This window comes from Deltaproteobacteria bacterium (assembly GCA_003696105.1).
Taxonomy (GTDB): Bacteria; Myxococcota_A; Polyangia; order Haliangiales; family J016; genus J016.
In genome coordinates this window covers 1-21,175 of the sequence record RFGE01000183.1, presented here as the reverse complement: position 1 = coordinate 21,175, position 21,175 = coordinate 1, and the positions used below count along the sequence as shown (strand labels likewise).

18 protein-coding genes, 1 pseudogene and 1 riboswitch are annotated in these 21,175 nt (G+C 73.6%); of the genes and pseudogenes, 11 read left to right on the top strand and 8 right to left on the bottom strand.

Annotated elements, in window-relative coordinates; all coding sequences use genetic code 11:
• Positions 1-30 precede the first annotated feature (30 nt).
• Genes D6689_12135 through D6689_12125 form a run of 3 tightly spaced genes read right to left on the bottom strand, consistent with a single transcriptional unit; the run spans position 31 to position 3,004 of the window.
• Positions 31-1,146, bottom strand: coding sequence for an iron ABC transporter permease (locus tag D6689_12135; GenBank protein RMH41025.1), 1,116 nt, complete (start codon positions 1,144-1,146; stop codon positions 31-33).
• Complete coding sequence (locus D6689_12130; GenBank protein RMH41024.1) at positions 1,143-1,997, bottom strand: ABC transporter ATP-binding protein; 855 nt, start codon at positions 1,995-1,997, stop codon at positions 1,143-1,145. Before D6689_12130 ends, D6689_12135 begins: the two co-directional genes overlap by 4 nt.
• On the bottom strand, positions 1,994-3,004 hold the full coding sequence (locus D6689_12125) for a hypothetical protein (protein RMH41023.1): 1,011 nt from the start codon (positions 3,002-3,004) through the stop codon (positions 1,994-1,996). Before D6689_12125 ends, D6689_12130 begins: the two co-directional genes overlap by 4 nt.
• Before the next feature lie 283 nt (positions 3,005-3,287).
• On the opposite strand from D6689_12125, the gene D6689_12120 reads away from it, so the two are divergent.
• The 10 genes and pseudogenes from D6689_12120 to D6689_12075 all read left to right on the top strand — a co-directional run bounded on the left by D6689_12120 (position 3,288) and on the right by D6689_12075 (position 16,538).
• Positions 3,288-6,167, top strand: a complete 2,880-nt coding sequence (locus D6689_12120; protein RMH41022.1) for a vitamin B12-dependent ribonucleotide reductase — start codon at positions 3,288-3,290, stop codon at positions 6,165-6,167.
• A 138-nt stretch (positions 6,168-6,305) separates the two neighbouring features.
• The gene (locus D6689_12115; protein RMH41021.1) at positions 6,306-6,653 is read left to right on the top strand and encodes a hypothetical protein; all 348 of its coding nucleotides are present in this window, start codon (positions 6,306-6,308) and stop codon (positions 6,651-6,653) included.
• Between the two features lie 61 nt (positions 6,654-6,714).
• Positions 6,715-6,883, top strand: a riboswitch (cobalamin riboswitch).
• A gap of 36 nt (positions 6,884-6,919) precedes the next feature.
• Positions 6,920-9,259 (top strand): TonB-dependent receptor, encoded by a 2,340-nt coding sequence (locus D6689_12110; GenBank protein RMH41020.1) that lies wholly within the window; start codon positions 6,920-6,922, stop codon positions 9,257-9,259.
• Positions 9,260-9,291: 32 nt separating this feature from the next.
• Positions 9,292-10,410, top strand: coding sequence for a hypothetical protein (locus tag D6689_12105; GenBank protein RMH41019.1), 1,119 nt, complete (start codon positions 9,292-9,294; stop codon positions 10,408-10,410).
• A gap of 458 nt (positions 10,411-10,868) precedes the next feature.
• Positions 10,869-11,078 (top strand): annotated as a pseudogene (locus D6689_12100) (hypothetical protein).
• Positions 11,079-11,465: 387 nt separating this feature from the next.
• On the top strand, positions 11,466-12,218 hold the full coding sequence (locus D6689_12095; GenBank protein RMH41018.1) for an ATP-binding cassette domain-containing protein: 753 nt from the start codon (positions 11,466-11,468) through the stop codon (positions 12,216-12,218).
• Positions 12,215-12,409, top strand: coding sequence for a hypothetical protein (locus D6689_12090; GenBank protein ID RMH41017.1), 195 nt, complete (start codon positions 12,215-12,217; stop codon positions 12,407-12,409). Before D6689_12095 ends, D6689_12090 begins: the two co-directional genes overlap by 4 nt.
• Positions 12,406-13,314 (top strand): FtsX-like permease family protein, encoded by a 909-nt coding sequence (locus tag D6689_12085; GenBank protein RMH41016.1) that lies wholly within the window; start codon positions 12,406-12,408, stop codon positions 13,312-13,314. The genes D6689_12090 and D6689_12085 overlap by 4 nt, the downstream gene beginning before the upstream one ends.
• The gene (locus D6689_12080; GenBank protein ID RMH41015.1) at positions 13,301-14,068 is read left to right on the top strand and encodes a M23 family metallopeptidase; all 768 of its coding nucleotides are present in this window, start codon (positions 13,301-13,303) and stop codon (positions 14,066-14,068) included. The genes D6689_12085 and D6689_12080 overlap by 14 nt, the downstream gene beginning before the upstream one ends.
• Before the next feature lie 520 nt (positions 14,069-14,588).
• Positions 14,589-16,538 (top strand): FHA domain-containing protein, encoded by a 1,950-nt coding sequence (locus D6689_12075; GenBank protein ID RMH41014.1) that lies wholly within the window; start codon positions 14,589-14,591, stop codon positions 16,536-16,538.
• A 156-nt stretch (positions 16,539-16,694) separates the two neighbouring features.
• On the opposite strand, the gene D6689_12070 is transcribed toward D6689_12075, so the two are convergent.
• The 4 genes from D6689_12070 to D6689_12055 all read right to left on the bottom strand — a co-directional run bounded on the left by D6689_12070 (position 16,695) and on the right by D6689_12055 (position 19,991).
• Positions 16,695-16,997, bottom strand: coding sequence for an antibiotic biosynthesis monooxygenase (locus D6689_12070; GenBank protein RMH41013.1), 303 nt, complete (start codon positions 16,995-16,997; stop codon positions 16,695-16,697).
• Positions 16,998-17,007: 10 nt separating this feature from the next.
• Positions 17,008-17,370 carry a hypothetical protein gene (locus D6689_12065; GenBank protein RMH41012.1) on the bottom strand — a complete coding sequence of 121 codons (363 nt, stop codon included), beginning with the start codon at positions 17,368-17,370 and terminating at the stop codon, positions 17,008-17,010.
• 158 nt (positions 17,371-17,528) lie between these two features.
• Entirely contained in the window at positions 17,529-19,550 is a 2,022-nt protein-coding gene (locus D6689_12060) for a serine/threonine protein kinase (protein ID RMH41011.1), read from the bottom strand.
• Positions 19,551-19,598: 48 nt separating this feature from the next.
• On the bottom strand, positions 19,599-19,991 hold the full coding sequence (locus tag D6689_12055) for a VOC family protein (protein ID RMH41010.1): 393 nt from the start codon (positions 19,989-19,991) through the stop codon (positions 19,599-19,601).
• Positions 19,992-20,008: 17 nt separating this feature from the next.
• On the opposite strand from D6689_12055, the gene radC reads away from it, so the two are divergent.
• Positions 20,009-20,809 carry a DNA repair protein RadC gene (gene radC / locus D6689_12050; protein ID RMH41009.1) on the top strand — a complete coding sequence of 267 codons (801 nt, stop codon included), beginning with the start codon at positions 20,009-20,011 and terminating at the stop codon, positions 20,807-20,809.
• Here radC and D6689_12045 read toward each other — a convergent pair.
• Positions 20,776-21,018 carry a hypothetical protein gene (locus D6689_12045; GenBank protein RMH41008.1) on the bottom strand — a complete coding sequence of 81 codons (243 nt, stop codon included), beginning with the start codon at positions 21,016-21,018 and terminating at the stop codon, positions 20,776-20,778. The genes radC and D6689_12045 overlap by 34 nt on opposite strands.
• Between the last annotated feature and the right edge of the window lie 157 nt (positions 21,019-21,175).

Sequence of the window (21,175 nt, the reverse complement as noted above, 5' to 3'; positions counted from 1 at the left end):
CGGCGCGTTGCAGCGTCGATCCCGCGCGGGTCAGCCGCCCCACAGGCGGGCGCGCGTCTTCTCGCGGCGGAACACGTACGCGAAGAACGCGCCGCCGATCAGCGCGGTGACGATGCCGACCGGCAGCTGCGCGGGCGCGAGTACGATGCGCGCGACGGTGTCGCACGCGACGACGAACGCCGCGCCGGCAAACGCGCTGGCCGGCAGCAGCACGCGATGGTCCGGTCCGACCGCGCCGCGCAACACGTGCGGCACGACCAGGCCGACGAACCCGATCGGCCCCGCCACGGAGATCGCGGCGCCGACCACGAGCGACGCCGCAAAGAACCCGATCGTCCGCGCCCGCGTCGGGTGGACGCCGACGGACGCGGCCGCCTCGCCGCCGGCCGACAGCGCGTTGAGGTCCCGCGCGAGCCACAGCAGTACCGCGATGCCGGCGGCGGTGGGCACCGCGGCGCGCCACAGCGGGCCGTAGCGGATCCACTCGAGCCCGCCCATCATCCACCGCACGAACCGGTACGTCTCCGAGAACGTGGCCGTGTACTGCACGAGCATCGACGCGGCGCTGCACACGATCGCGATCACGAGCCCCGCGAGCAGCAGCGCCGCCGGCGGCAGGTCGCCGTCGGTTTGCGCCAGCCGCCACACGGCGTAGATCGTGATGGCGGCGCCGGCGAGGGCGGCCAGCCCGATCGCGGATGAGCCGAGCCAGGTCGCGTCGAGCCCGAGCCGGATCGCGAGCAGGGCGGCCAGCGATGCGCCCGACGACACGCCGACGGTGTACGGCTCGGCCAGCGGGTTGCGCAACAGCGCCTGCAGGGCGCAGCCGGCGACGGCGAGGCCCGCGCCGACCACCGCGCCGGCCAGCACCCGCGGCAGCCGCGCGAGCGCGAACAGCTGCGCGTCGACCGTCGGCGCGCCGGCGAGGCCGTCTACGATCGCGCGCAGGTCGAGCAGCGCGAGGTGGCGGCCGCCGCCGGCGCCGTCGACGCCGACCAGCGGGCTGAGCGCGCACACGGCCGCGGCGACTCCGGCGCAGCCGGCGACCGCCGCCGCGAGCCGGCGGCGCGACAGCGGGCGCACCGCCGAGCCGGCGTTCGCGTCGACCGGCGGCGCGCCGCGGTCGTGGTCGCGCCGATCGGTCATGCGGGCACCACGAACGGGGAGCCGGAGTCCGGCAGCGTGCCGACGTACAGCGGGCAGCCGAACGCCTCGCGCGCCTCCGGCCCGGCGAGCACGTCGGCGGGCGCGCCGTCGGCCACCACGCGGGCGCGGTGGACCACGGCGACGCGGTCGGCGAACCGCGCGGCGAGGTTGAGGTCGTGCGTGACGACGACGGCGGCGGCGGCGCGCGCGCGCACCTCGGCGCGCAGCGCGGCGAACACGGCGAGCGCGTGGGCGGGGTCGAGCGACGCGGTCGGTTCGTCGAGCAGCAGCAGCTCGGCGCGCTGGCAAAACGACTGTGCGAGCAGCACGCGCCGGCGTTCTCCGCCCGACAGCTCGTCGAACCGGCGGCCGGCGAGGTGGAGCACGTCGCACCGGCGCATCGCGTCGTCGGCGGCGGCGACGTCGTCGGCCGACTCGAGCGCCAGCAGCCCGCGGCGCTGGTGCGGGTAGCGCCCCATCAGCACGACTTCGGCGACGGAAAACGGGAACGTGTGGCGCACCTGTTGCGGCAGCAGCGACAGCCGCCGGGCGAGCGCCGGGCGCGGCGTGCTAGCGGGATCCAGGCCGAACGCGCGTACCTGGCCGGCCGCCGGCCGCAGCAGCCCCGCGGCGAGCCGAAGCAGCGTGCTCTTGCCCGCGCCGTTGGCGCCGACGACGCACGCGATCTCGCCCGGGCGCACCGCGAGGGACGCGCCGGCGAGCACGGGCGCGCTGCGATAGGCGAAGGTCACGCCGTCGATCTGCAGCACGGCGGCGTTATACCGCGCGCGGCCGCATCGCCGGCGCGCCGCGGCCCGGCCGCATCGCCGGCGCGCCGCGGCCGGGGTCATCGCCGCGGCGGCGCGTGGATGCGGCGGGCCAGGCCGCGCAGCGACTCGGCCAGCCGCGGTCCGGGGTGCGTGTACATCGTGTCGGCCAGGACGTGGACGCGGCCCGTGGCGACCGCGGGCACCGTCGCCAGGACGTCCCAGTCGGCGGCGGCGCGCTGCTGGTCGGCCGTGTGCACCGCGTCGATGATCACCTCGGGCGCGCGGCGCAGCACTTCCTCCACCGAGATGCGCGGGAACGCGACCGGCGCGTCGGCCAGCACGTTCACTCCGCCGGCCAGGGCCACCAGCTCGTCCAAGTAATTGTTGGGTCCGGCGGCGACGAGGTTGCCGAGGCCGCCGAGTTCGCGGTCGACGACGATCAGGACGCGGGGCGGCGGCCGGCCGCCGAGGGCGCGCGCCGCCTCGGCCCGCACGGCCGCGATCTCGGCCTCGAGCCGGGCGGCGGCGGCAGCGGCCTCGGCCCGCCGCCCGAGCGCGTCGCCGACCGCGCGCAGGCCGGCCGCGACGTCGCCCACGCGCTCCATCCGCAGCGGCAGCGCGCGCACCCCCGCGGCGCGCAGCCCGTCGGCGACGCGCGTCTGCACCCGGTCGAGCACGACCAGGTCCGGGCGCAGGCGGAGGATCGCCTCGAGGCTCGGCGCGAGGAAGTCGCCGACCGTCGGCCGGCCGCGCACCGCCGCAACCTCGGCCGCCGAATAGTCGTCGACGCCGACGATGACGCCGGGGCCGGCGACGGCGACGACGAGTTCGGTCGACGACGGCGTGAGGCACACGACGCGGCGGGCCGGACCCGCGGTCGGGTCGGAGCTGGGGGCGCTACACCCCAACCCGAAGGCAAGCGCGGCGAGCGCGACGAGCGCGGCCGGCCGCCGGAGGGGCGGGCGAGATCCCGGCCCGCCTGGTGGCGTCGTCCACAGGAGCGGCGAGCGAGTCACAGGGTTGTCCACAGGCCTCCGCAAGCGGCGGGAATCGCCGGCAAACTGGGCGCGAATCCGCGCGTTGTCCACTCACAGATCACACGTTCTCCTACCCGTGCATACACCATCTATGGTGTCTGACGAAAATCGGACCACAATATCGTGTGTGTTTTTTCTTGACGTGTCAGACACACGCTGTAGAGTGGGAACACTCGCGGCGCCGCGCTGAGGGGACTTCGACGCCGCGGGCTTCTTCGTCGTGTTCAACGGGCCGAGCGGGGGCCCGAAAGGATTCGTTTGCGCTGAGTCTACGCCGTTCGAGGGCTGTCGCCGCCCGGCAGCCCGCTCATTTTGCGAGGGGGGAGAGCGACCCATGATCGAAAAAGTAGAAGGCCGGAAAACCAAGTCGCGTTCGTCAAAAAAGCGTAATTCTGCCGACAAAGCTGCGCCGACGCCGCAGCGGCCCGGCCTCACCGTCGAGCGGTATTTCACCAAGCTCGACGTCGATCCGTTCTCGGAGGTCGAGTGGGAACTGCGATCGGCCACGATCACCGGCGCCGACGGCACCGTCTACTTCGAGCAGAAGGACTGCGAGATCCCGGCGTCGTGGAGCCAGACGGCGACCAACGTCGTCGTCCAGAAGTACTTCCGGGGCACCCTGGGCACGCCCGAACGCGAGTCGTCCGTCCGCCAGATGATCTCGCGGGTGGCGGACACCATCTTCAAGTGGGGGCGCAAGGACGGCTACTTCCGCAGCGAGGAGGACGCCTGGGCCTTCCGCGACGAGCTGGTCCACCTGCTGCTCCATCAGAAGATGGCGTTCAACTCGCCGGTCTGGTTCAACGTCGGCGTCGAGGAGGAGCCGCAGTGCTCGGCCTGCTTCATCAATAGTGTCGACGACTCGATGGAGTCGATCCTCACGCTGGCCAAGACCGAGGGCATGCTGTTCAAGTACGGCTCCGGTACGGGGTCGAACCTGTCGAACATCCGGTCGTCCAAGGAGCTGCTCAACGGCGGCGGCACGGCGTCGGGGCCCGTGTCGTTCATGAAGGGGTTCGACACGTTCGCCGGCGCGATCAAGTCGGGCGGCAAGACGCGCCGCGCCGCAAAGATGGTCATCCTCGACGCCGACCATCCGGACATCGTCGACTTCATCGAGTGCAAGGCGCGCGAGGAGAAGAAAGCCTGGGCGCTGATCGACGCGGGCTACGACGGCAACTTCAACGTGCCGGGCGGTGCGTACGACACGGTCGGCTACCAGAACGCGAACCACTCGGTGCGCGTGACCGACGAGTTCATGCGCGCCGTGGTCGAGGACCGTCCGTGGCAGACGCGCGCGCGCACCACCGGCGAGGTCGTCGACACGCTGTCGGCGCGCGAGCTGTTCCGCAAGATGGCCGAGGCGGCGCACCTGTGCGGCGACCCGGGAATCCAGTTCGACACCACCATCAACCGGTGGCATCCGTGCATCAACACGGCGCGCATCAACGCGTCGAACCCGTGCTCGGAGTACATGTTCCTGGACGACTCGGCGTGCAACCTCGCGTCGCTCAACCTGCGCAAGTTCGTCAAAGAGGACGGCGAGTTCGACATCGAATCCTACAAGCGCGCGATCGAGATCACGATCATCGCGATGGAGATCATCGTCGGCAACGCCAAGTACCCGACGGAAAAGATCCGCATCAACTCGCACGACTACCGGCCGCTCGGGCTCGGCTATGCGAACCTCGGCGCCCTGTTGATGGCGCGCGGGTTGCCGTACGACAGCGACGCCGGCCGCGCCTACGCCGCGGCGCTCACGTCGATTCTGTGCGGCCACGCGTACGCGACGAGCGCGCGCATCTCGGCGGAGGCGACCGGGCCGTTCAACGGCTACGCGCTCAACGAGGAGCCGATGCTGCGCGTCATGCGCCAGCACCGCGATGCCGCCCGCGCGATCGACGGCGCGCTCGTGCCTTCGGACCTGTTGGCCGCCGCGCGCGACGTGTGGGACGAGGCGATCGACCTCGGCACGCGCTACGGCTTCCGCAACGCGCAGGCCACGGTGCTCGCTCCGACCGGCACGATCGGGTTCCTCATGGACTGCGACACCACGGGGGTCGAACCCGACATCGCCATCGTCAAGTACAAGAAGCTCGTCGGCGGCGGAATGCTCAAGATCGTCAACAACACGGTGCCGGAGGCGCTGCGCAAGCTCGGCTACGACGAGGCGCAGGTCGAGGACATCGTGGCGTACATCGACAAGGAGGAGACGATCGAGGGGGCGCCGCACCTCGCGGACGAGCACCTGCCGGTGTTCGACTGCGCGTTCCGCGCGGCGAAGGGCACGCGGTCGATCCATTACATGGGTCACATCCGCATGATGGCGGCCGTGCAGCCGTTCCTGTCGGGCGCGATTTCGAAGACCGTCAATCTGCCCAACGACTGCTCGGTCGACGACATCGAAAACGCATACCTCGAGGCGTGGAAGCTCGGGCTCAAGGCGATCGCCGTCTACCGCGACGGTTGCAAGCGCACGCAGCCGCTGTCGACGAGCAACACCGACATGGCTCAGGGGTCGAGCGAGATCGACACGCTGTCGGCGCTCACCGACGAGGAGAAGGCGCTCATCAAGGCAATGCGCGCGGCCAAGGGCAACACGGTGAGCCCGCCGCCGGCGATCCGCCACAAACTCAGTGACGAGCGCCGGTCGCTCACCCACAAGTTCTCGATCGCGGGCCACGACGGGTACGTGACGGTCGGTTTGTACGACGACGGTACGCCGGGCGAGATCTTCGTCCGCATGGCGAAGGAGGGCTCCGTGATCGCCGGGCTGATGGACTCGTTCGCGACCGCCGTGTCGTTGGCTCTGCAGCACGGCGTGCCGCTGAAGCTGCTCGCCGAGAAGTTCAAGGGCACGCGGTTCGAGCCGGCCGGGTTCACGGGCAACCAGGAGATCCCGATCGCGACGTCGATCATGGACTACCTGTTCCGGTGGCTGTCGCTGCGGTTCCTCGAGGCCGAGGAGCATCCGGCGGCCGCGCTCAAGGGCAAAGCGAAGGGGCAGCTCGACTTGCCGGCGGTGCCGGTGTTGCCGGACGACGCCCGCGAAGAGCGGCGCGCCGAGGCCGGCGCCATCCTGGTCGAGGAGTCGTCCGCCGGCTGGGTGCGCGAGACGGATGCGCCGCCGTGTCATGAGTGCGGCACGCTGATGGTCCGCAGCGGCGCGTGTCACAAGTGCCTCAACTGCGGCGCGACGAGCGGCTGCTCGTGAGCCCGGAGCCCGGCGGGCGGGGCGGTCGCGGTCACAGGGGGCCGCGACCGCAGCGGGCGTCCGCGCGAAGCGACCGACGTGGGCGGCTGTCTCCCGGCGCCGCTGAAGCGCGGCGCCGGGGTTGGCGGCTGCGGTACAATGGCCGCGATGGGTGAGCCGGAGCGACGCCGCTGGCGGCGGTTGCGGGCAGAGCTGCCGCTGCAACTGCAACTGGAGGACGCGGCGGGCGGCGTGGAGATCCGCACGGCCGTCGGCAGTCACTTGAACCCGACGGGCATTTTCGTGCAGGTGGACGATCCGCCGGCAGTCGGCACCAGAGTGCGAATCACGCTCAATGCGGAGGCGACCGACGGCGTGTTGTCGGCCGAAGGTCAGGTGGTCGACTGCGTCGTCTCCGGTGACGGCCCGCCGGGCGTCGGGATCCGCGTCGACCGCGCGGGCCCCGGCTGGACCCGGCTGTACGACTGGCTGGTCGACGACCGGTGAGCCGGTATTGACTTGGCCGCGCGCAGCGGGTACGAGGTTCGGGAAAGGAGCGACCCAGCGACGAACACATACGCGCGCGAGTGTCGGGAAGTCGGTGAAAGTCCGACGCAGCCCCCGCTACTGTGACTGGGGACGAACGCGGCAACCACGCCACTGGAGATCATCCGGGAAGGCGCCGCAAGTAGGAGGAACCAGAAGTCAGGAGACCGGCTCGGCGCGCAGGACCCGTCCTCCGGGGTGAGAGGAGACGGCCCAGCGCGAATGCGATGCGGTCGGCGCGATGCCCGGAGGCTTTCCCCTTCGGCATCATGACAGTACGACCGCGAGTGTTCCCGGCAGCAACGGTTGCAGCGGCAATCGTCACCGCGCTGTCGCCGGGCGCGCGCGCGGGCGAACGCGCGGCAGACGCCTCGGCGGATGCTGCGCCGCCCGCGTCCGCGGCGCGCGCGGGCGGCTCGGGGGGCGCGCCGGTCTCGGCTCCCGCGCCGCGCGGTGGCGGCGGGACACCACCGGCGCCGCGGCCGCCCGGCGACGCCGGTGCCGCTCCGGTGATCGCGCCCGGCGAGGTCATCGTCGTCACCGGGATCGCGCCGCGCGACGGCGTCGACGATCTGGACGGCCCGCGCGCCGCCCACGCCGACGCCGCGCGCGCCCTGGCGGAGCCGGCATTCGTCACCGTCGTCCACGTCGCGGACCGGGACGGCGAGACCGTGTCGCCGGCCGAGGTGCTCGCCGAATCCGCCGGCGTTCACACGCGCAGCCTCGGTGGGCTCGGCGCGTTCGCGTCGGTGTCGATCCGCGGGGCAGCGCCCGGCCACACCGCGGTGCTCGTCGACGGCGTGCCGCTGTCGCGCCTGTCGTCGGCCGCGGCGGACCTCGGTGCGTTCGAACTGGCGTCCTTCGACCGCGTGGAGTTGTACCGCGGCGGCGTGCCGGTCGACTTCGGCGGCGCGGCGCTCGGCGGAGCGGTGCAGTTCGTCACCGCGGCGGGCCGACCGGCCGGAGGCGACTCGCTGCGCTTGTCGGCCGGCGTGGGCTCGTTCGGCGCGCGCCACCTGCGGCTGCGGTGGCGGGACGACCTGGCCGGCGACGCGCTCGGCGTCCACGTCGCGGCCGGCTACCGCGGCGCCGACGGAGATTACCCGTTCTTCGACGACAACGGCACGCCGCTTCGCCGCGAGGACGACACGACCGCGCGGCGCAGCAACAACGGCTTCGCTCAGGTCGATGCGGTGGCGCGCGCGCGCTGGCGCGGTCGCGCGTGGTCGGTCGCCGGCGGCGCGCGCGCGCTGCACAAGGCCCAGGGAATCCCGGGCGTGGGCTCGGCGCAGACCGAACGGGCGGCGCTGGCGACGACGACCGCGGTGTCCGACGTGACCGCCGTCCGCGCGACCGCCGGAGCGACGGTGCGCGCCACCGGCTACGCGCTCGTCGAGCGCCAGCACCTGGCCGACCCGCTCGGCGAGGTCGGCCTCGGCAGCGACGACGCGCGGTCCCTCACGATCGCCGCGGGCGCCACCGCCGTCTCGGCCGTGCGGGTCGGGACGCGCCACCGGGTCGAACTCGCGGCCGAAGCGCGCGGCGAGCAGTTCTCCGCGCGCGACCGCGACCGCGACGCGCGGGTGCGGGCGCTGCGCGGCGCCGCAGCCGCGTCGGTCGCGGGCACCGTCGCGCTGTGGGGCGGGCGCGCGCTCCTCGTCCCCGCGGTGCGGGTGGACGTGCTGCGCACCGAACCGGGCGGCGGCTGGGATCCGCTCGTCGTCGGAGCAGGCGAGGTCGGCGACCGCACGGAGTGGTTCGCGAGCCCGCGGCTGGCGGCGCGAGTGCGCGTCGCGCGCGCGTGGGTCGCGAAGGCGAGCGCCGGCCGCTACTTCCGGCCCCCCACGGTCGTCGAGGTTTTCGGCGACCGCGGCGTGCTGGTGGGCGACCCCGCCTTGCGCGCGGAGACCGGCGTGAGCGCCGATGTCGGCGTCGCGTTTGCGCCGTCGTACGCGGTCGGCCCGGTCGACCGCATCTACGGCCAACTTGCGGCGTTCGGCGCGCGCGCGCGCGATACGATCGCGTTTCAGCCGACCGCGGGGCGCGCCGCCGTCGCGATGAACCTGGGCGACGCCGACCTCGGGGGCGTCGAGGCGGCGGCGACCGCGCGCCTGTGGCGCACGGCGACGGCTTCGATCGCCTATACGTTTCTCGATTCGCGCCAGAGGGCCGCGCCGACGCAGCCGTCCTACGACGGCAAGCGTCTGCCGCAGCGACCGCGCCACGAGCTGTACGCCCGCGCGGACGTGGCGCTCCGCGTCGCCGGCCGCCTCGCCGTCGTGTGGGCCGACGCGACAGTTACCTCCGGCAACTTTCTCGACGCCGCCAACCTCAACGAGGTGCCGCCGCGCACGTTTGTCGGCGTTGGCGCGAAGGTGTCACTGGCGAGCGGCGTGCTGGTCGGCGTCGAGGTCAAAAACGTTGCCGACCGCCGCGTCGAGACCGTGACCTTGGACCCGCCACCGCGGCCGGATCTGTCCGAGATCCCGCGAGCGGTGGCCGACGTGCTCGGGTATCCGCTGCCCGGGCGATCCGTATACCTCACAATCGACTGGAGTGTGAAATGAACGTTGAACTCAAGGTTGTAACAGCAATCACGTTGGGCGTCGCACTTGCCGCCGGATGCGGCGGGGACGACGAGAGTCCCGCGGCCGACGCGGGCGTGTCCGCCGACGCCGCTGGCGACGGACCGGATGCCGCCGGGCCGGATGCGTCGGGGCCGTCCGCCCGGGTGTGGGCGGTCGGTGCGGACTACATGGCGGGGGTCGGTGTGTTGTCGACCGTGGACCTGCCGTCGCTGGCGGTGACGAAGAATGCCGTCGCCGGCGTCGCCTCGAGCGACCCGGTCGTCCGCGTGTTCGGCGACCGGGTGTACGTCATCAACCGTTTCGGTTTCGATAACGTGACGATCATCGATCGGCTCACGGGCACCCTGATCGACCAGATATCGACTGGCGCCAACACGAATCCACAGGACGTCGCGGTCAAGGGCGACACGATCTACGTCGCGGCGCTGGGCGCCGGCGAGGTCATCGTGCTCGACGCTGCCAACCCGGACGCCGCGCCCGGCGCGATCGACATCTCGTCGTACGACACCGACGGGGTGCCCGACGCCACGTCGATCTATCTCGTCGGCGACAAGCTGCTCGTCGCGGTCGGCCTGTTGGACGCCGATTTCGTGTCGCACGGCGGCAAGGTGATCGTCATCGACACCACGGACGACACGGTGGTCGGCGACTTCGATCTCACGCACCGCAACCCGGTGGGCTGGCTGCAGCCGCGCGGTGCCGACGAGCTCGTGATCGCAACCGCGGAAAACCCGTTCCAGCCGACGACGAGCCCCGGTTGCCTCGAGCGGATCGACGTGTCGGGTACGCCGAAGGCGGCCGGCTGCCTGGCCGACAACTCCTCGCTCGGCGGCACGGTCGCCGGATACGCGGCCGTCGGCGACACCGTGTACGCCGCGATCACGACGAGCGACTCGTTCGACGCGGGCAAACTCGTCGCGATCACCGACGCGGGCGTGTCCAACGACTCGCTAACGGCCGCGTCGGTACAACCGGGCGACGTCGCCGCGTGCCCGACCGGCGAGATCGTGATCAGCGACCGCGCGGCCGGCGGCCTGCGCGTCTACGGCAGCGACGGCGACGAACTCACGTCGGACGCGATCGACATCGGCCTACCGCCGGCGTTCGCGAACGGCATCGCGTGCCGGTGACGTCCGGCGGTCGGCGTCGTCACCGCGCGCCCGGCGCGGCGTCGGCGGCCGGTGGCGCCGCGGCGCCGGCGTCGGGTGCGCGCGACCGCGGCGCCGGCGTCGGACCGGCGCGCGGCGCCGGCGCCCGGCGGCGGCGCGGCGCCGGTGTCGCGGCACCGGCGGTGTGCGGTCGGGCCGGCGCGCAGTACACCTCCGCGACGATTTCGATCGGCGATTCGCGCGAGCCGTTCTTGTAGTTGCATCGCCAACCTCCGCGTTCGCGCGGGGAGGTCGCGCCGAACGGGCCGGACGCCACGAGCTGCGCCAACCACATCGGCGTCGCCGAGCATCCGCCGAGCACGACGAGATCGCGGTCGTCGTCACAGGTCGCGACTGCGGTGGCCGCAATCCCCGCCGCGACGGTGACGCGGCCCTCGCGGCGCACCAGGTCGCGCTTGTCGGCGTAGCCGCCCGGCGGTCCGGGCGGTCCCTGGGGGCCGGGCGGCCCCACGGGGCCCTGGACGCCCTGCGGTCCCTGGAGCCCCTGGACGCCCTGCGGTCCGGGCGGTCCGGGCGGTCCCGGCTCGCCGCGCGGCCCGGCGGGTCCGAGCGGTCCGGGCGGTCCGGGCGGCCCCGGCGGTCCCTGGGGCCCGGGCGGACCGGGCGGTCCCGGGGGTCCGGGCGGCCCCGCCGGCCCGCGGACCGCGGCGCCCGCATCGCCGCCGAGGGTCGCCAGCGCGCGCGCGACGCGCTCGGCGTCGACCGCGCCGCGCGCCTCGAGCGCGGCGACGCGGCGCTCGAGGTCGTCGATGCGAGCCCGCGCGCGCGCGACGCCGGCGTCGGTGTGCGCGCGCGCGACGCCGGCATCGGGCGGTGTCGCCGCGGCGCGCTCGCGGGATGCGCAGGCGGCGATTGCGGCCATCCCGGCGAGCGCCATCACCCGAGCGCGCATGCCTATAGGTACGCTCAACTGCGGCGCGGCGCAACGCGCGGCGCCCGGTCCTCACGTCGGCGCCGGCGCGGGCCGCGCGCGCCATTTTTTTGCCCCCGCGCGCGCCGCGGCGTACGACTGACGCATGATCGAGCTGGACGCCGTCACCGTGCGGTACGGTCGCCGCGGCGAGGTCGTGGCGCTCGAAGACGTCGATCTCGTCGTCGGCTCGGGTGAGGTCGTCGTCGTGACCGGGCCCTCGGGGGCCGGCAAGTCGACCCTGATCCGGGTGATGGCCGGCGTGTTGCCGCCTTCGTCCGGCGTCGTTCGCCTGTTCGGCCACGACGTGCAGCGCCTGCGCGCGTCGTCGCTGCCGCGGCTGCGTCGTCGCATCGGCCTGGTGGAACAGGACGTGGCGCTCGTCGACGACCGGACCGCGCTCGACAACGTGGCGCTCGCCTTGGAAGTGCGCGGGATGCCGCGGCGCGAGGTGCGCGCGCGCGCGGCCGAGGCGCTCGGCGCGGTCGGGCTCGCCTGGTACGTCGACGCGGTGTGCGGCGACCTGTCCGCCGGGGAGCGAGCGCGCGTGGCCATCGCCCGTGCGCTCGTCGGCGACCCGGCGATCCTACTGCTCGACGAACCGACCGGCCACTTGGATCGCGGGCACACCGCGGACCTGCTGTGCCACGTCGGCGATCTCGCGGCGGCCGGCGCGCCGGTGGTCATCGCGTCCAACGACGCCGACGTGATCGACGCGGCGCGGTCCAACGATTGGCGTCTCGTGTCGCTCGACCGCGGTCGAATCGAGTTCCCGGTCGACATGGACGCGGAGCTTCCCGACACGGCCCCGAACATCGTCCCGTTCCCGGTGGCTGCGGCAGGAGGACAACCCGAATGAAGACCTATGCGCGGATTGCACGGCGGCGCATCGAGGCCGCCCTGCGGCTTCACCTCGACGGGCGTCGCCCGGTCGAGCCGGTGATGAACGACCCGATCGAACTGCCGGCGGAGATCATCGATCTGGCGACCGGTCCGTACGAGTTGCGGTTTCCCGATCTGGCGGCCAAGCGCCGCAAGCGAGAGAAATGACCGGCCGGCTGCGCGCCTGCGGCTACGCTCTCCGGCGCGCGATCGGCGGGCTCGGCCGGCGGCCGCGCGCGACGGCATTTGCGGTGGCGTCCATCGCAGCGGGGGTATCGCTCGCCGCGCTGGTCCACCTGGCAGCCTACAACGTATCGGCGGTGACGGCGCGGGTCGGCGGCGGTGTGCAGATGATCGTGTACCTCGACGACGGCGTCACAGCCGACCGCGCGCGCGCGATCGAGGCGGCGCTGCAGCGCCTGCCCGCCGTTCGCGGCACGCGCTTGGTCCCGCCGGAGGTGGCGTACGAGCGGCTGCGCGAGTCGCTCGGCCCGCAGGCGTCGGTCCTCGACGATATCGAGGCGAGCCTGCTGCCTGCGTCGATCGAGGTCGAGCTGCGCGACGGCGTGAGCGACGTGGCCGCCATCGCGCCGGCCGTCGACAAGCTGCGCGCGGCGCCGGGCGTCGAATCGGTCGACGTCTTCGACGACTGGACGGCGCGACTATCGGCGCTCGCGGGGGCTCTGCGTCTCACCGCAAGCCTGCTCGCCGTCGTCGTCGCCCTCGTGTGTAGCTACATCGTTTGGTTCACGGTCGGCCAGTCGCTGCGACAGCGCAAGCACGAGATGCGCGTCGCGGCGTTGCTCGGTGGGACCGGCGCGTTCGTACGCGGGCCGATGGTGGTCGAAGGGGCACTACAGGGGGCCATCGGCGCCGCCCTCGCGGCGGTCGGCGTCTACGCCCTGTTCGCGTTCGGCGCCGATCCGATCGCGGCCGGATTGCGCACGGCGCTGGGCGACGTGACGCTGGGGTTCTTCCCGGTGCGCGACGCCGTCGCCATCGTGGGCGCCGCCGGCGCGCTCGGCGCGCTCGCCGCGTGGGTCGCGTCGCGGAGGTGGCGTGCGCTGGCGTGACGTCGCGGTCGTCGCCGGCCTGGTCGCGGTTGCGGGCGCTGCGCTGGCGGGCGGCCCGCCCGTCGACGCGCGCATCGCGGCGGTCGACAAGACCGAGCGCATCCTCGACGACAAGATCGAGGCGCGCACGGCCGCGCTGCGCGCCCGCGTGCGCGCGCTGTACAAGCTGACCCGGCCGGGGACGAAGGTGCGCCTGGTCGATCCGGCCGTGCGCGCCGACGTCCTGCGCCGCCGCGCCGCGGCCCGGCGCATCTTGCACCGCGACGTCGAGGAACTCGCGGTCCTGCGCCGCGAGCGCGATGCGGTCGCTCGCGCGCGCCGCCGCGTAGTCCGCGAGCGCTCCGAGGCGACTGGCGCGCCGCCGCCGCCGCGGTCGCTGCGGCGCCCCGTTCCCGGTCCAATCGTCACGGCGTTCGGGCGGTACCGCGGGCGGCGCACGCGGACGCGGCTGTTGTCCCGCGGCGTGCAGCTCGCGACGGCCGCGGGCGCGCCGGTCGTCGCGCCGCACGACGGCGTGGTCCGGTACGCCGGGCCGGTGCGCGGAATCGACAACGCGGTCGTGATCGAGCGGGTCGACGGGCTGCGCTCGGTGGTCGGCAAGCTCGCGGCGCTCGACGTGCGCGCGGGCCAGCGGGTGACGGCCGGCAGTCCGATCGGGCGTGCGGCCAGCAACCGCGTCTACGTCGAGGTCCGCATCGCCGCGGGGGCCGCCGGTTGGCCGGTGGATCCGGGCCCGCTGCTGTCGGCGCGGTAACCGGCCGCTCGCCGCGGCACGCGGACGCGGGCGGTTCCCGCGCCCGGGGCTGCCTCGCGCCGGAGGGCGCCGGCTCCGACCGCGCCGGGGAGCCGCGCCGGGGAGCCGTGCCGCAAAATCGGCGGCTGCGCGCCCCTGGTCGCGCCGGTCCGGTCCGGTATACTGCGGGGGCGTGCCACGGCGATGCACCACGGAACTGGGAGGCGGGGAGGCGGGGAGAGCGGCGCCGCCGTGCGTGATCTCGCCGGAGGTGGACGCCGGCGGGCCGGCGCCAAGGCGTCGGCTCGTGAGGGTGTCCAATCCGTACGATGCGGGAACGCGTTGCGCGCGGCCGGGGGCGGTGTCGGTCGGACCGCTGCCGGCCACCGGGTTTCGCCGCCGGCCCGCCGGCGACGGAGGTACGCGGCCGGCCGGATCGAGTATCGGCTGGTGAACCGTGGCTCGCTTGACAGGTAGATTCGCGTAACCATAGAATTTTCATTGGGGTCGAAGCCGCCACGCGCCGTGGTCGGGACACATCATGTTCAAGCTGGTCATCCAGGATGACGAGGGGAAAACGACGGTCGTTCCCCTGATCCGCGACGAGATCACGATCGGTCGCAAAGAGGGCAACACGATCCGTCTCACCGAGCGGAATGTGTCTCGCCGTCACGCGCGCATCCACCGCATCAACGGCACGATCACGATCGAGGATCTCAACAGCTACAACGGCATCCTGGTCAACGGGTCGCGCATCCAGGGGCGCGTGCCGCTCAAGGAGAGCGACCGCATTCAGATCGGCGACTATCTCATCGAACTCAAGAGCGAGCGGGCCGACCAACCCGGTCCGGCGGCGCGCGGCAGCGCCACGGCCCCGATGGAGCGGGTGGACCCGCACGCGGTCACGCCCGTTCCCGAGCCGGTCGACGCGGTGCACTCGGACGCGGCGACGCGCCCGGTCGCGGCCTCGGCCGCGCAGCCGGCCCCGGTCGCCGTTGCGGATGCACCCACCGCGGCGGCGCGGTCGGAGGCGGCCCAGGAGGCGCTCCCGTTCGGGGACACCGACCCCGCGGTCGCGACCGTCGCGGCCCCGGTCGCGCGGCTCGTGGTGTTGTCGAGCAACTTCGCGGGCCAGGAGTTTCCGCTCGACAAGCCCGCCGTCGTCATCGGCCGTACGGACGACAACGACATCGTGATCAATCACCGGTCGATCTCGCGGCATCATGCGAAGATCGTCCAGGAGCAGGGCCGGTACGCGATCGTCGACTTGCAGTCGTCCAACGGCGTGCGCGTCAACGGGGAGGACTACGGCAAGGTCGAATTGCGGCGCGGCGACGTGATCGATCTCGGCCACGTACGCTTGCGGTTCGTCGAGGCCGGCGAGGACTTCGTGCTCGGCCGCGACGCCGAGATCGTCGACCTGACCGCGGAAACGGCCAAGGGCGGTCGCGGGTGGCTGTGGGCGGCGCTCGCCATCCTCGTCGTCGGCGGGGGGGCGGCGGTATTCGCGCTGGGAGGCGGCAAGTCGGCCACGCCGCCCGCTGGCGGCGCGAATTCCGCGGCGGCCGGGCGCGACGTGCGGCCCGCCGTCCCGGCTCCAAAGCAGGGGCAGTCTGCCGGCAACGGGGCGGCCGCGGCGAACGCGATCGCGACCAACGCGCCGGCCGACGCCGCCGGCGGCGGGGGCGTGGCCGATCATCTCGCCACCGCGCGCCGCGCGCTCGAGGACGAACGGTGGGCGGACATGCAGGCGGCCGCGCTCGAAGCGCTGACGCTCGACCCGAACAACGCCGAGGCACGCCGGCTGAAGGCGCAGGCCGAGCGCGAACTGCGCAACGAGATGCGCTACACGGACTTCCAGACGGCGGCGGCCAAGCGCGCGTACGCGGCGGCCAAGTCCGCGTTCGCCGCGATCGACCGCGATTCGGTCTACCGGCTGCGCGCGCAGCCGGAGCTGGATGCCCTGCGCGATCAGTACATCGCCGAACTGCGGCGCGAGGCCGCGACCCACACCGCAGCGCGCGACTGCCGGGCGATCACGCGCATGGCGATCGAGGCCGGCAAGCTGTGGGTCGAAGCGCGGAGCGCGCTCGACGAGGCCGCGGCCGCCTGCCGCAAGCAGGCCGCGGTCGCGATCGAGCGGCCCAAGCCGCGCAAGCCGCCCGAGCGCAAGCCGCCCGAGCGCAAGCCGCCCGAGCGCAAGCCGCCCGAGCCCGTGCGCAAGCCGCCGCCGGTGAACGCATCGCCCGACGAACTGGCGGATGCCGCGTCGGAGGCAGCCAAGAAGCACAACTACGGCCGCGCGAACAAACTGTGCGAGGACGCGCTCGAGATCCAGCCGACGCATCCGCGCGCGCGCCTGATCTGTACGATCGCCGCGTGCCGGATGAGCAACGAAAAGCGCGCACGCCGTCACTACGCTCGCCTCAGCGAGGCGGCGAAGCGGTCGGTCAAGCAGTTGTGCGCGCAACAGGGGATTCAGCTCGACTGACGTGGCCGCGCGCGCCCGCGTTCACCGCGGCTGCGGCGAATGTCACGTCGGCGGTGTTGGCGCGTTCGCGCGTCGGCCGCTCCGATCCCTCAGCGTCGCGGCCACCGCACGGGCGCCGTCGCCCACGCCGTACGGGGAGGCCGGCGGCGGCGCGCGTCAGCCGAGCACGGAGGTCCAGCAGCGCAGTTGCGGCGGACCCGTGAGGATGCCGGTCAGTTTGCCCTGGGCGTGCGCCTTGCGGAATGCGTCGCTGTCGACCCACGCGCGGAACGACGCGGCGTCTCGCCACACGGTGTGCGACGCGTACCACACTGCGCCATCTTCCTCGTCACCGCGCAGCAGGTGGAAGCTCACGAAGCCGGGAACGTCGTCCAGGTAGCTGTCGCGCTCGCGCCACGCGCGCTCGAAGTCGGCGCACCGATCCGGCGCGACGCGGAAGTGGTTCATCGCGAGGAACATCGCGCCGCCGTCAGCATGCGTTGGACGGCTTGCGGACCGACCAACTGTGCGGGTGCGAATCGCTCGTGTCGAACGTGACTTCGTTGCCGGCGGCGAGCGACTGCAACTGGGTCATGTCGAGCGTGATCGTGTGCGTGTGACCCGATCCCGTCGCGGTATACGTGACGCTCGCCTTGTCGAGGTCGGCGCACAGCACGGTGAACGTATGGCTGTGCCCCGACGTGTCGGAGCTGCTCGTCTGGCCGATGAAGCTGTCGACGGTGCCGGATCCGTCCGGGCCGCCGGCGGACGCATCCGCTCCGCCGGTGGTGTCGTCGTCATCGTCCCCGTAGCCGCCGCACGCGGCCACGTGAAGAACCGTCGGGACCGCCACGAGAGTGCCGCCCAATCGAATCAAGAAATCGCGTCGCTTCATCCGGGTCGCCTCCTGCTGGTGCCGACAGTACCACGGCCCGCGGGGCCAGCTGTAGGTCGTGCCGGATCCGTCCAACCGGGGCGGCGACTCGGTCGGTGTGGCCGCGGCGGCGGCGGTCAGCAGTCGTCGTCGATCCACGCGTTGTAGTGGCCGGGCACGGAGAAGTACCAGCGCGGGCGCTGGCCGCGGGTGGCCCAGTAGCCCATCTGCGCGACCGCGTTGTCTCCGGGGGCGCCGCCCGCGATCGCCTTCTTCCACACCTGGCGTATCGAGCAGCGCGGCGGCGGAACGGGCACGAGGTCGTCGCAGTTCCACTCGACCGGGTAGGCGCGGACGCCGGAGGCGTCGACGAACACGTAGAACACGCACTTGCTGCGCCGATCGGCGCCGAGCGGCGCATCGCCGGCGCGCGCCCGCTCCGCCGGGGAAATGAAGCGATACAGCGCGATCGTCGACGAGCCGAGGGTGAGATCGGCGCGGCCGGTCGGGTAGACGCCCCCGACGTCGATGCGGACCAACTCGGCGTCGGGCCAGTGCTTGCGCGCTTTGCGCGTCGCGACGCGCAGGTAGGCGTTCGGGTCGAAGTCGGTTGGATCGATCCCCTCGCGTTTCGGCAGGTACTGGGCGACCTGCGGCGGCAGGTGGTCGGCGTGCGACTCGCCCGCAGGCAAGGTCGCCGGCGGACGCCCCGCGGTGCGGTCGTTCGCTGCCGGCTTGCGCGCCGGCTCGGCGTCAGGCGAGCCGTTCGCGGCCGGCTTGCGCGCCGGCTTGGCCGGCGAGTGGCGAGGTGGTCTGCGGACGACGCGCACCGTCCCCGCATCGGCCGGCGGCGCGCCGCCGGCGGGGCCGCTCGTCGCGGCCGCCGCGGTCGTCGGCCCGGCGTCCGCCGGCTCGTCGCCCGCGCGGGCCGGCGCCGCGTCCGCCACCGCTCGCCCCGCCAACGCCGCCGGCCGCGCATCTCGCGGCTGACGCAGCGCCGCGTACAGTCCGGCTCCCGCCGCGGACGCGAGCGCGAGCGCGGCGGCCCACGTCCACGCGCGCCGCGCGCGGCGCACCTCCGGGCGCGTCTCGGCCGGCGCGGCGACCGTCGCGGCCATCGCCTCGTCGCTCGCCACCTTGCGCCCGGTGGTGCCTCTCGGTGTCGGCGGCGGCGACGGGAGCGACGCCGCGGCGCCGCGCACCTCGATCCCGATCGGTTCCCACGCGTCCGCCGGCAGATCGCGCGCGGCCTCGGCCAGCGCGGTCGCCATCGCGCGCGCCGACGCAAACCGGCGATCGGGTTGCTTCTGCAGCGCGCACAAGATGACGTCCTCCATCGCGGCGGGCAGGTCCGGCCGCAGCGATCGCGGCGGCGGCGGCGCCTCCTCCAGGTGCTTGCGCATCAGATCGAACAGCGAGTCCGCCGCGAACGGCCGCCGCCCGGTCGCGCCTTCGAACAGGATCAGACCGGCCGCGTACAGGTCGGCGCGCGCGTCGACCGGTTTGCCGAGGGTCTGCTCGGGAGACATGTAGTGCGGCGTGCCGAGCAGCGACCCGGTGCGCGTCGGGTCGGATGCCGCGCCCAACTCCGGCCGCAGCTTGGCGATCCCGAAATCGAGCACCTTGGCGCGGCCGCTCGGCGAGATGAAGATGTTGTCCGGCTTGAGGTCGCGGTGGACCACGCCGGCGTCGTGCGCGGCCGCGAGCGCGTCGAGAACCTCCGTCATCGCGCGGGTGAGTCCGCCGAGCGGCAGCGGGCCGCGTTCGGCGATCACCGCCGCGAGCGGCGCGCCGTCCAGGTGCTCCATGACGATGTACGGGCGGCCGTCCGGCAGCGTGTCCAGGTCGAGGATGTTGACGATGTTCTCGTGGCGGATCAGGTTGACCGCGCGCGCTTCGTCGAAGAAGCGCTTGACGAGGTGGCGGTCTGCGGCGCCGTCGCGCGCGAGTACCTTGATCGCGACTCGGCTGCCGATGGTCGGGTGGACGCCGACGTAGACGCGTCCCATGCCGCCGGCGCCGAGCAGGCGCGCGATCCGATAGGGGCCGATCGCGACGCCGAGCAGCGGATCGTCGTTCGTGTCCGCCAGCGCGCGGCCGTGTTGCGGGCAATACCCCGGATTCGGGTAGCTCGCGCCGCACTCCGGGCACACGTGCATGGGTCGACGGTACACCAGAACGCGGGCGGGGCTTCGCCGGCGCTGGCGTCAGTCGCCGACCGTCCCGGCGATGGGCGGGTGATGGATGATCTGTACGCGGTTGCCGTCGGGATCGCGCAGGTAGAACGACCGTGCGCCGTCGCGGTGCGTGCGCGGCGGGGCGTCGGGAGCGAACCCGGCGGCCGCGACGTGAGCGGCCCAGCGATCGACATCCTCCGGAGTCGGCACGACGAAACCGATGTGGTCCAGTGCGCCGGCGCCGCCGGGCCGGCCGCGGTGCAGCGCGAGGTTGTCGGCGCCACGCGTGAGGTAGACGTTGTCCGCGTCCGGCCGCCACTCGACGCGGTAGCCGAGGACGTCGACGTAGAACCGCTCCATCGCGTCGAGGTCGCGAGCGTACAGCGCGACGTGACGCAGCGAAATCGGAGATGGCCACTGCATGGGCCAGATGCTAGTCGATCGTCCGGGCCTGCGCCGGCCGGCCGGACACTCGTGTGCGCCGGATCGGGCAGTTAGGGTTGGCGTGCCGCTTGCGTAGTCCCGCGGGCGTGAGTTCGTCATCCGACAGCGCGCGGCCGCGCGGTCAGGCCAGCGAAGCGGCCGTGCACGACGGCCGTCCCGGAGGCGTGCCGCGGTTGCGCGAGCAACTCATCGAGGACGGCGCCGAACGTCTCGCCGACGCCGAACTGATCGCCGTGGTGCTCGGCACGCGCGGCACGGAGGTCGCCCGCGCGGCGCTGGCCCACTGCGGCGGCCTGCGCGAGCTGGCGCGCGCGAGTCCGCTGGAACTCGCGGCGGTCACCGGCGTCGGGCCGGCCCGCGCCACGCGGCTGGCCGCCGCGTTCGCGCTGGGGCGCCGCGCGGTGGAGGCGCGATGTCGCGCGCCGGCGGTGGCGGGGCCCGAGGACGTGTTCGCGCGCGCGTGGCCGCGCGTCGCGGGATTGCGGCAAGAGGTGTTTTTCGCGTTGGGGCTCGACGCGCGCAATCGCGTCGTCGCCGACGTCGAGGTCGCGCGCGGACATCTCACTGGCGTGGAGGTTCACCCTCGCGAGGTGTTTCGCCCGCTGATTCGGGCGGCGGCCGCGACCGCCGTCGTCGTGCACAACCACCCGTCCGGCGACCCGGCGCCGAGCGCGGACGACATCGCGCTCACCGAGCGGCTGCGCGCCGCGGGCGATCTGATCGGCATCCCGCTGGTGGACCACGTCGTGGTCGGCGACGGCGCCTACGTGTCGCTCGCCGAACGCGGATGGCGGTGACGTGCGCGGTGCGCGGTACGCGCGGCTCGCGCGGCTCGCGCGCCGCCGGCGGAGCGATGCGCGGTGACGCGCGCGGTGCGCGGTAGCGTGCGCGTGGCTCGCGCGCCGCCGGCGGCGTGGTGCGCGGCGCGCGGCTGGCACGCGCGGCTCGCGCGCCGCCGGTACGCGCGGCTCGCGCGCCGCCGGCGGCGCGGTGCGCGGCGGCGCACACGGCGAGCGGGGTGGGCGGCGGGCGCGCGCGGGGGCCCGCCTCGGGGGCCCGGCGCCGGGGCGCTCCAACTCGGCGCGGCGGCCTGGGCCGCTCGGAGCCCGCAGCCTCGCCGGCTGCGGCGCGGGGGCGCTCCGGCTCGGCGCGGCGGCCTGGGC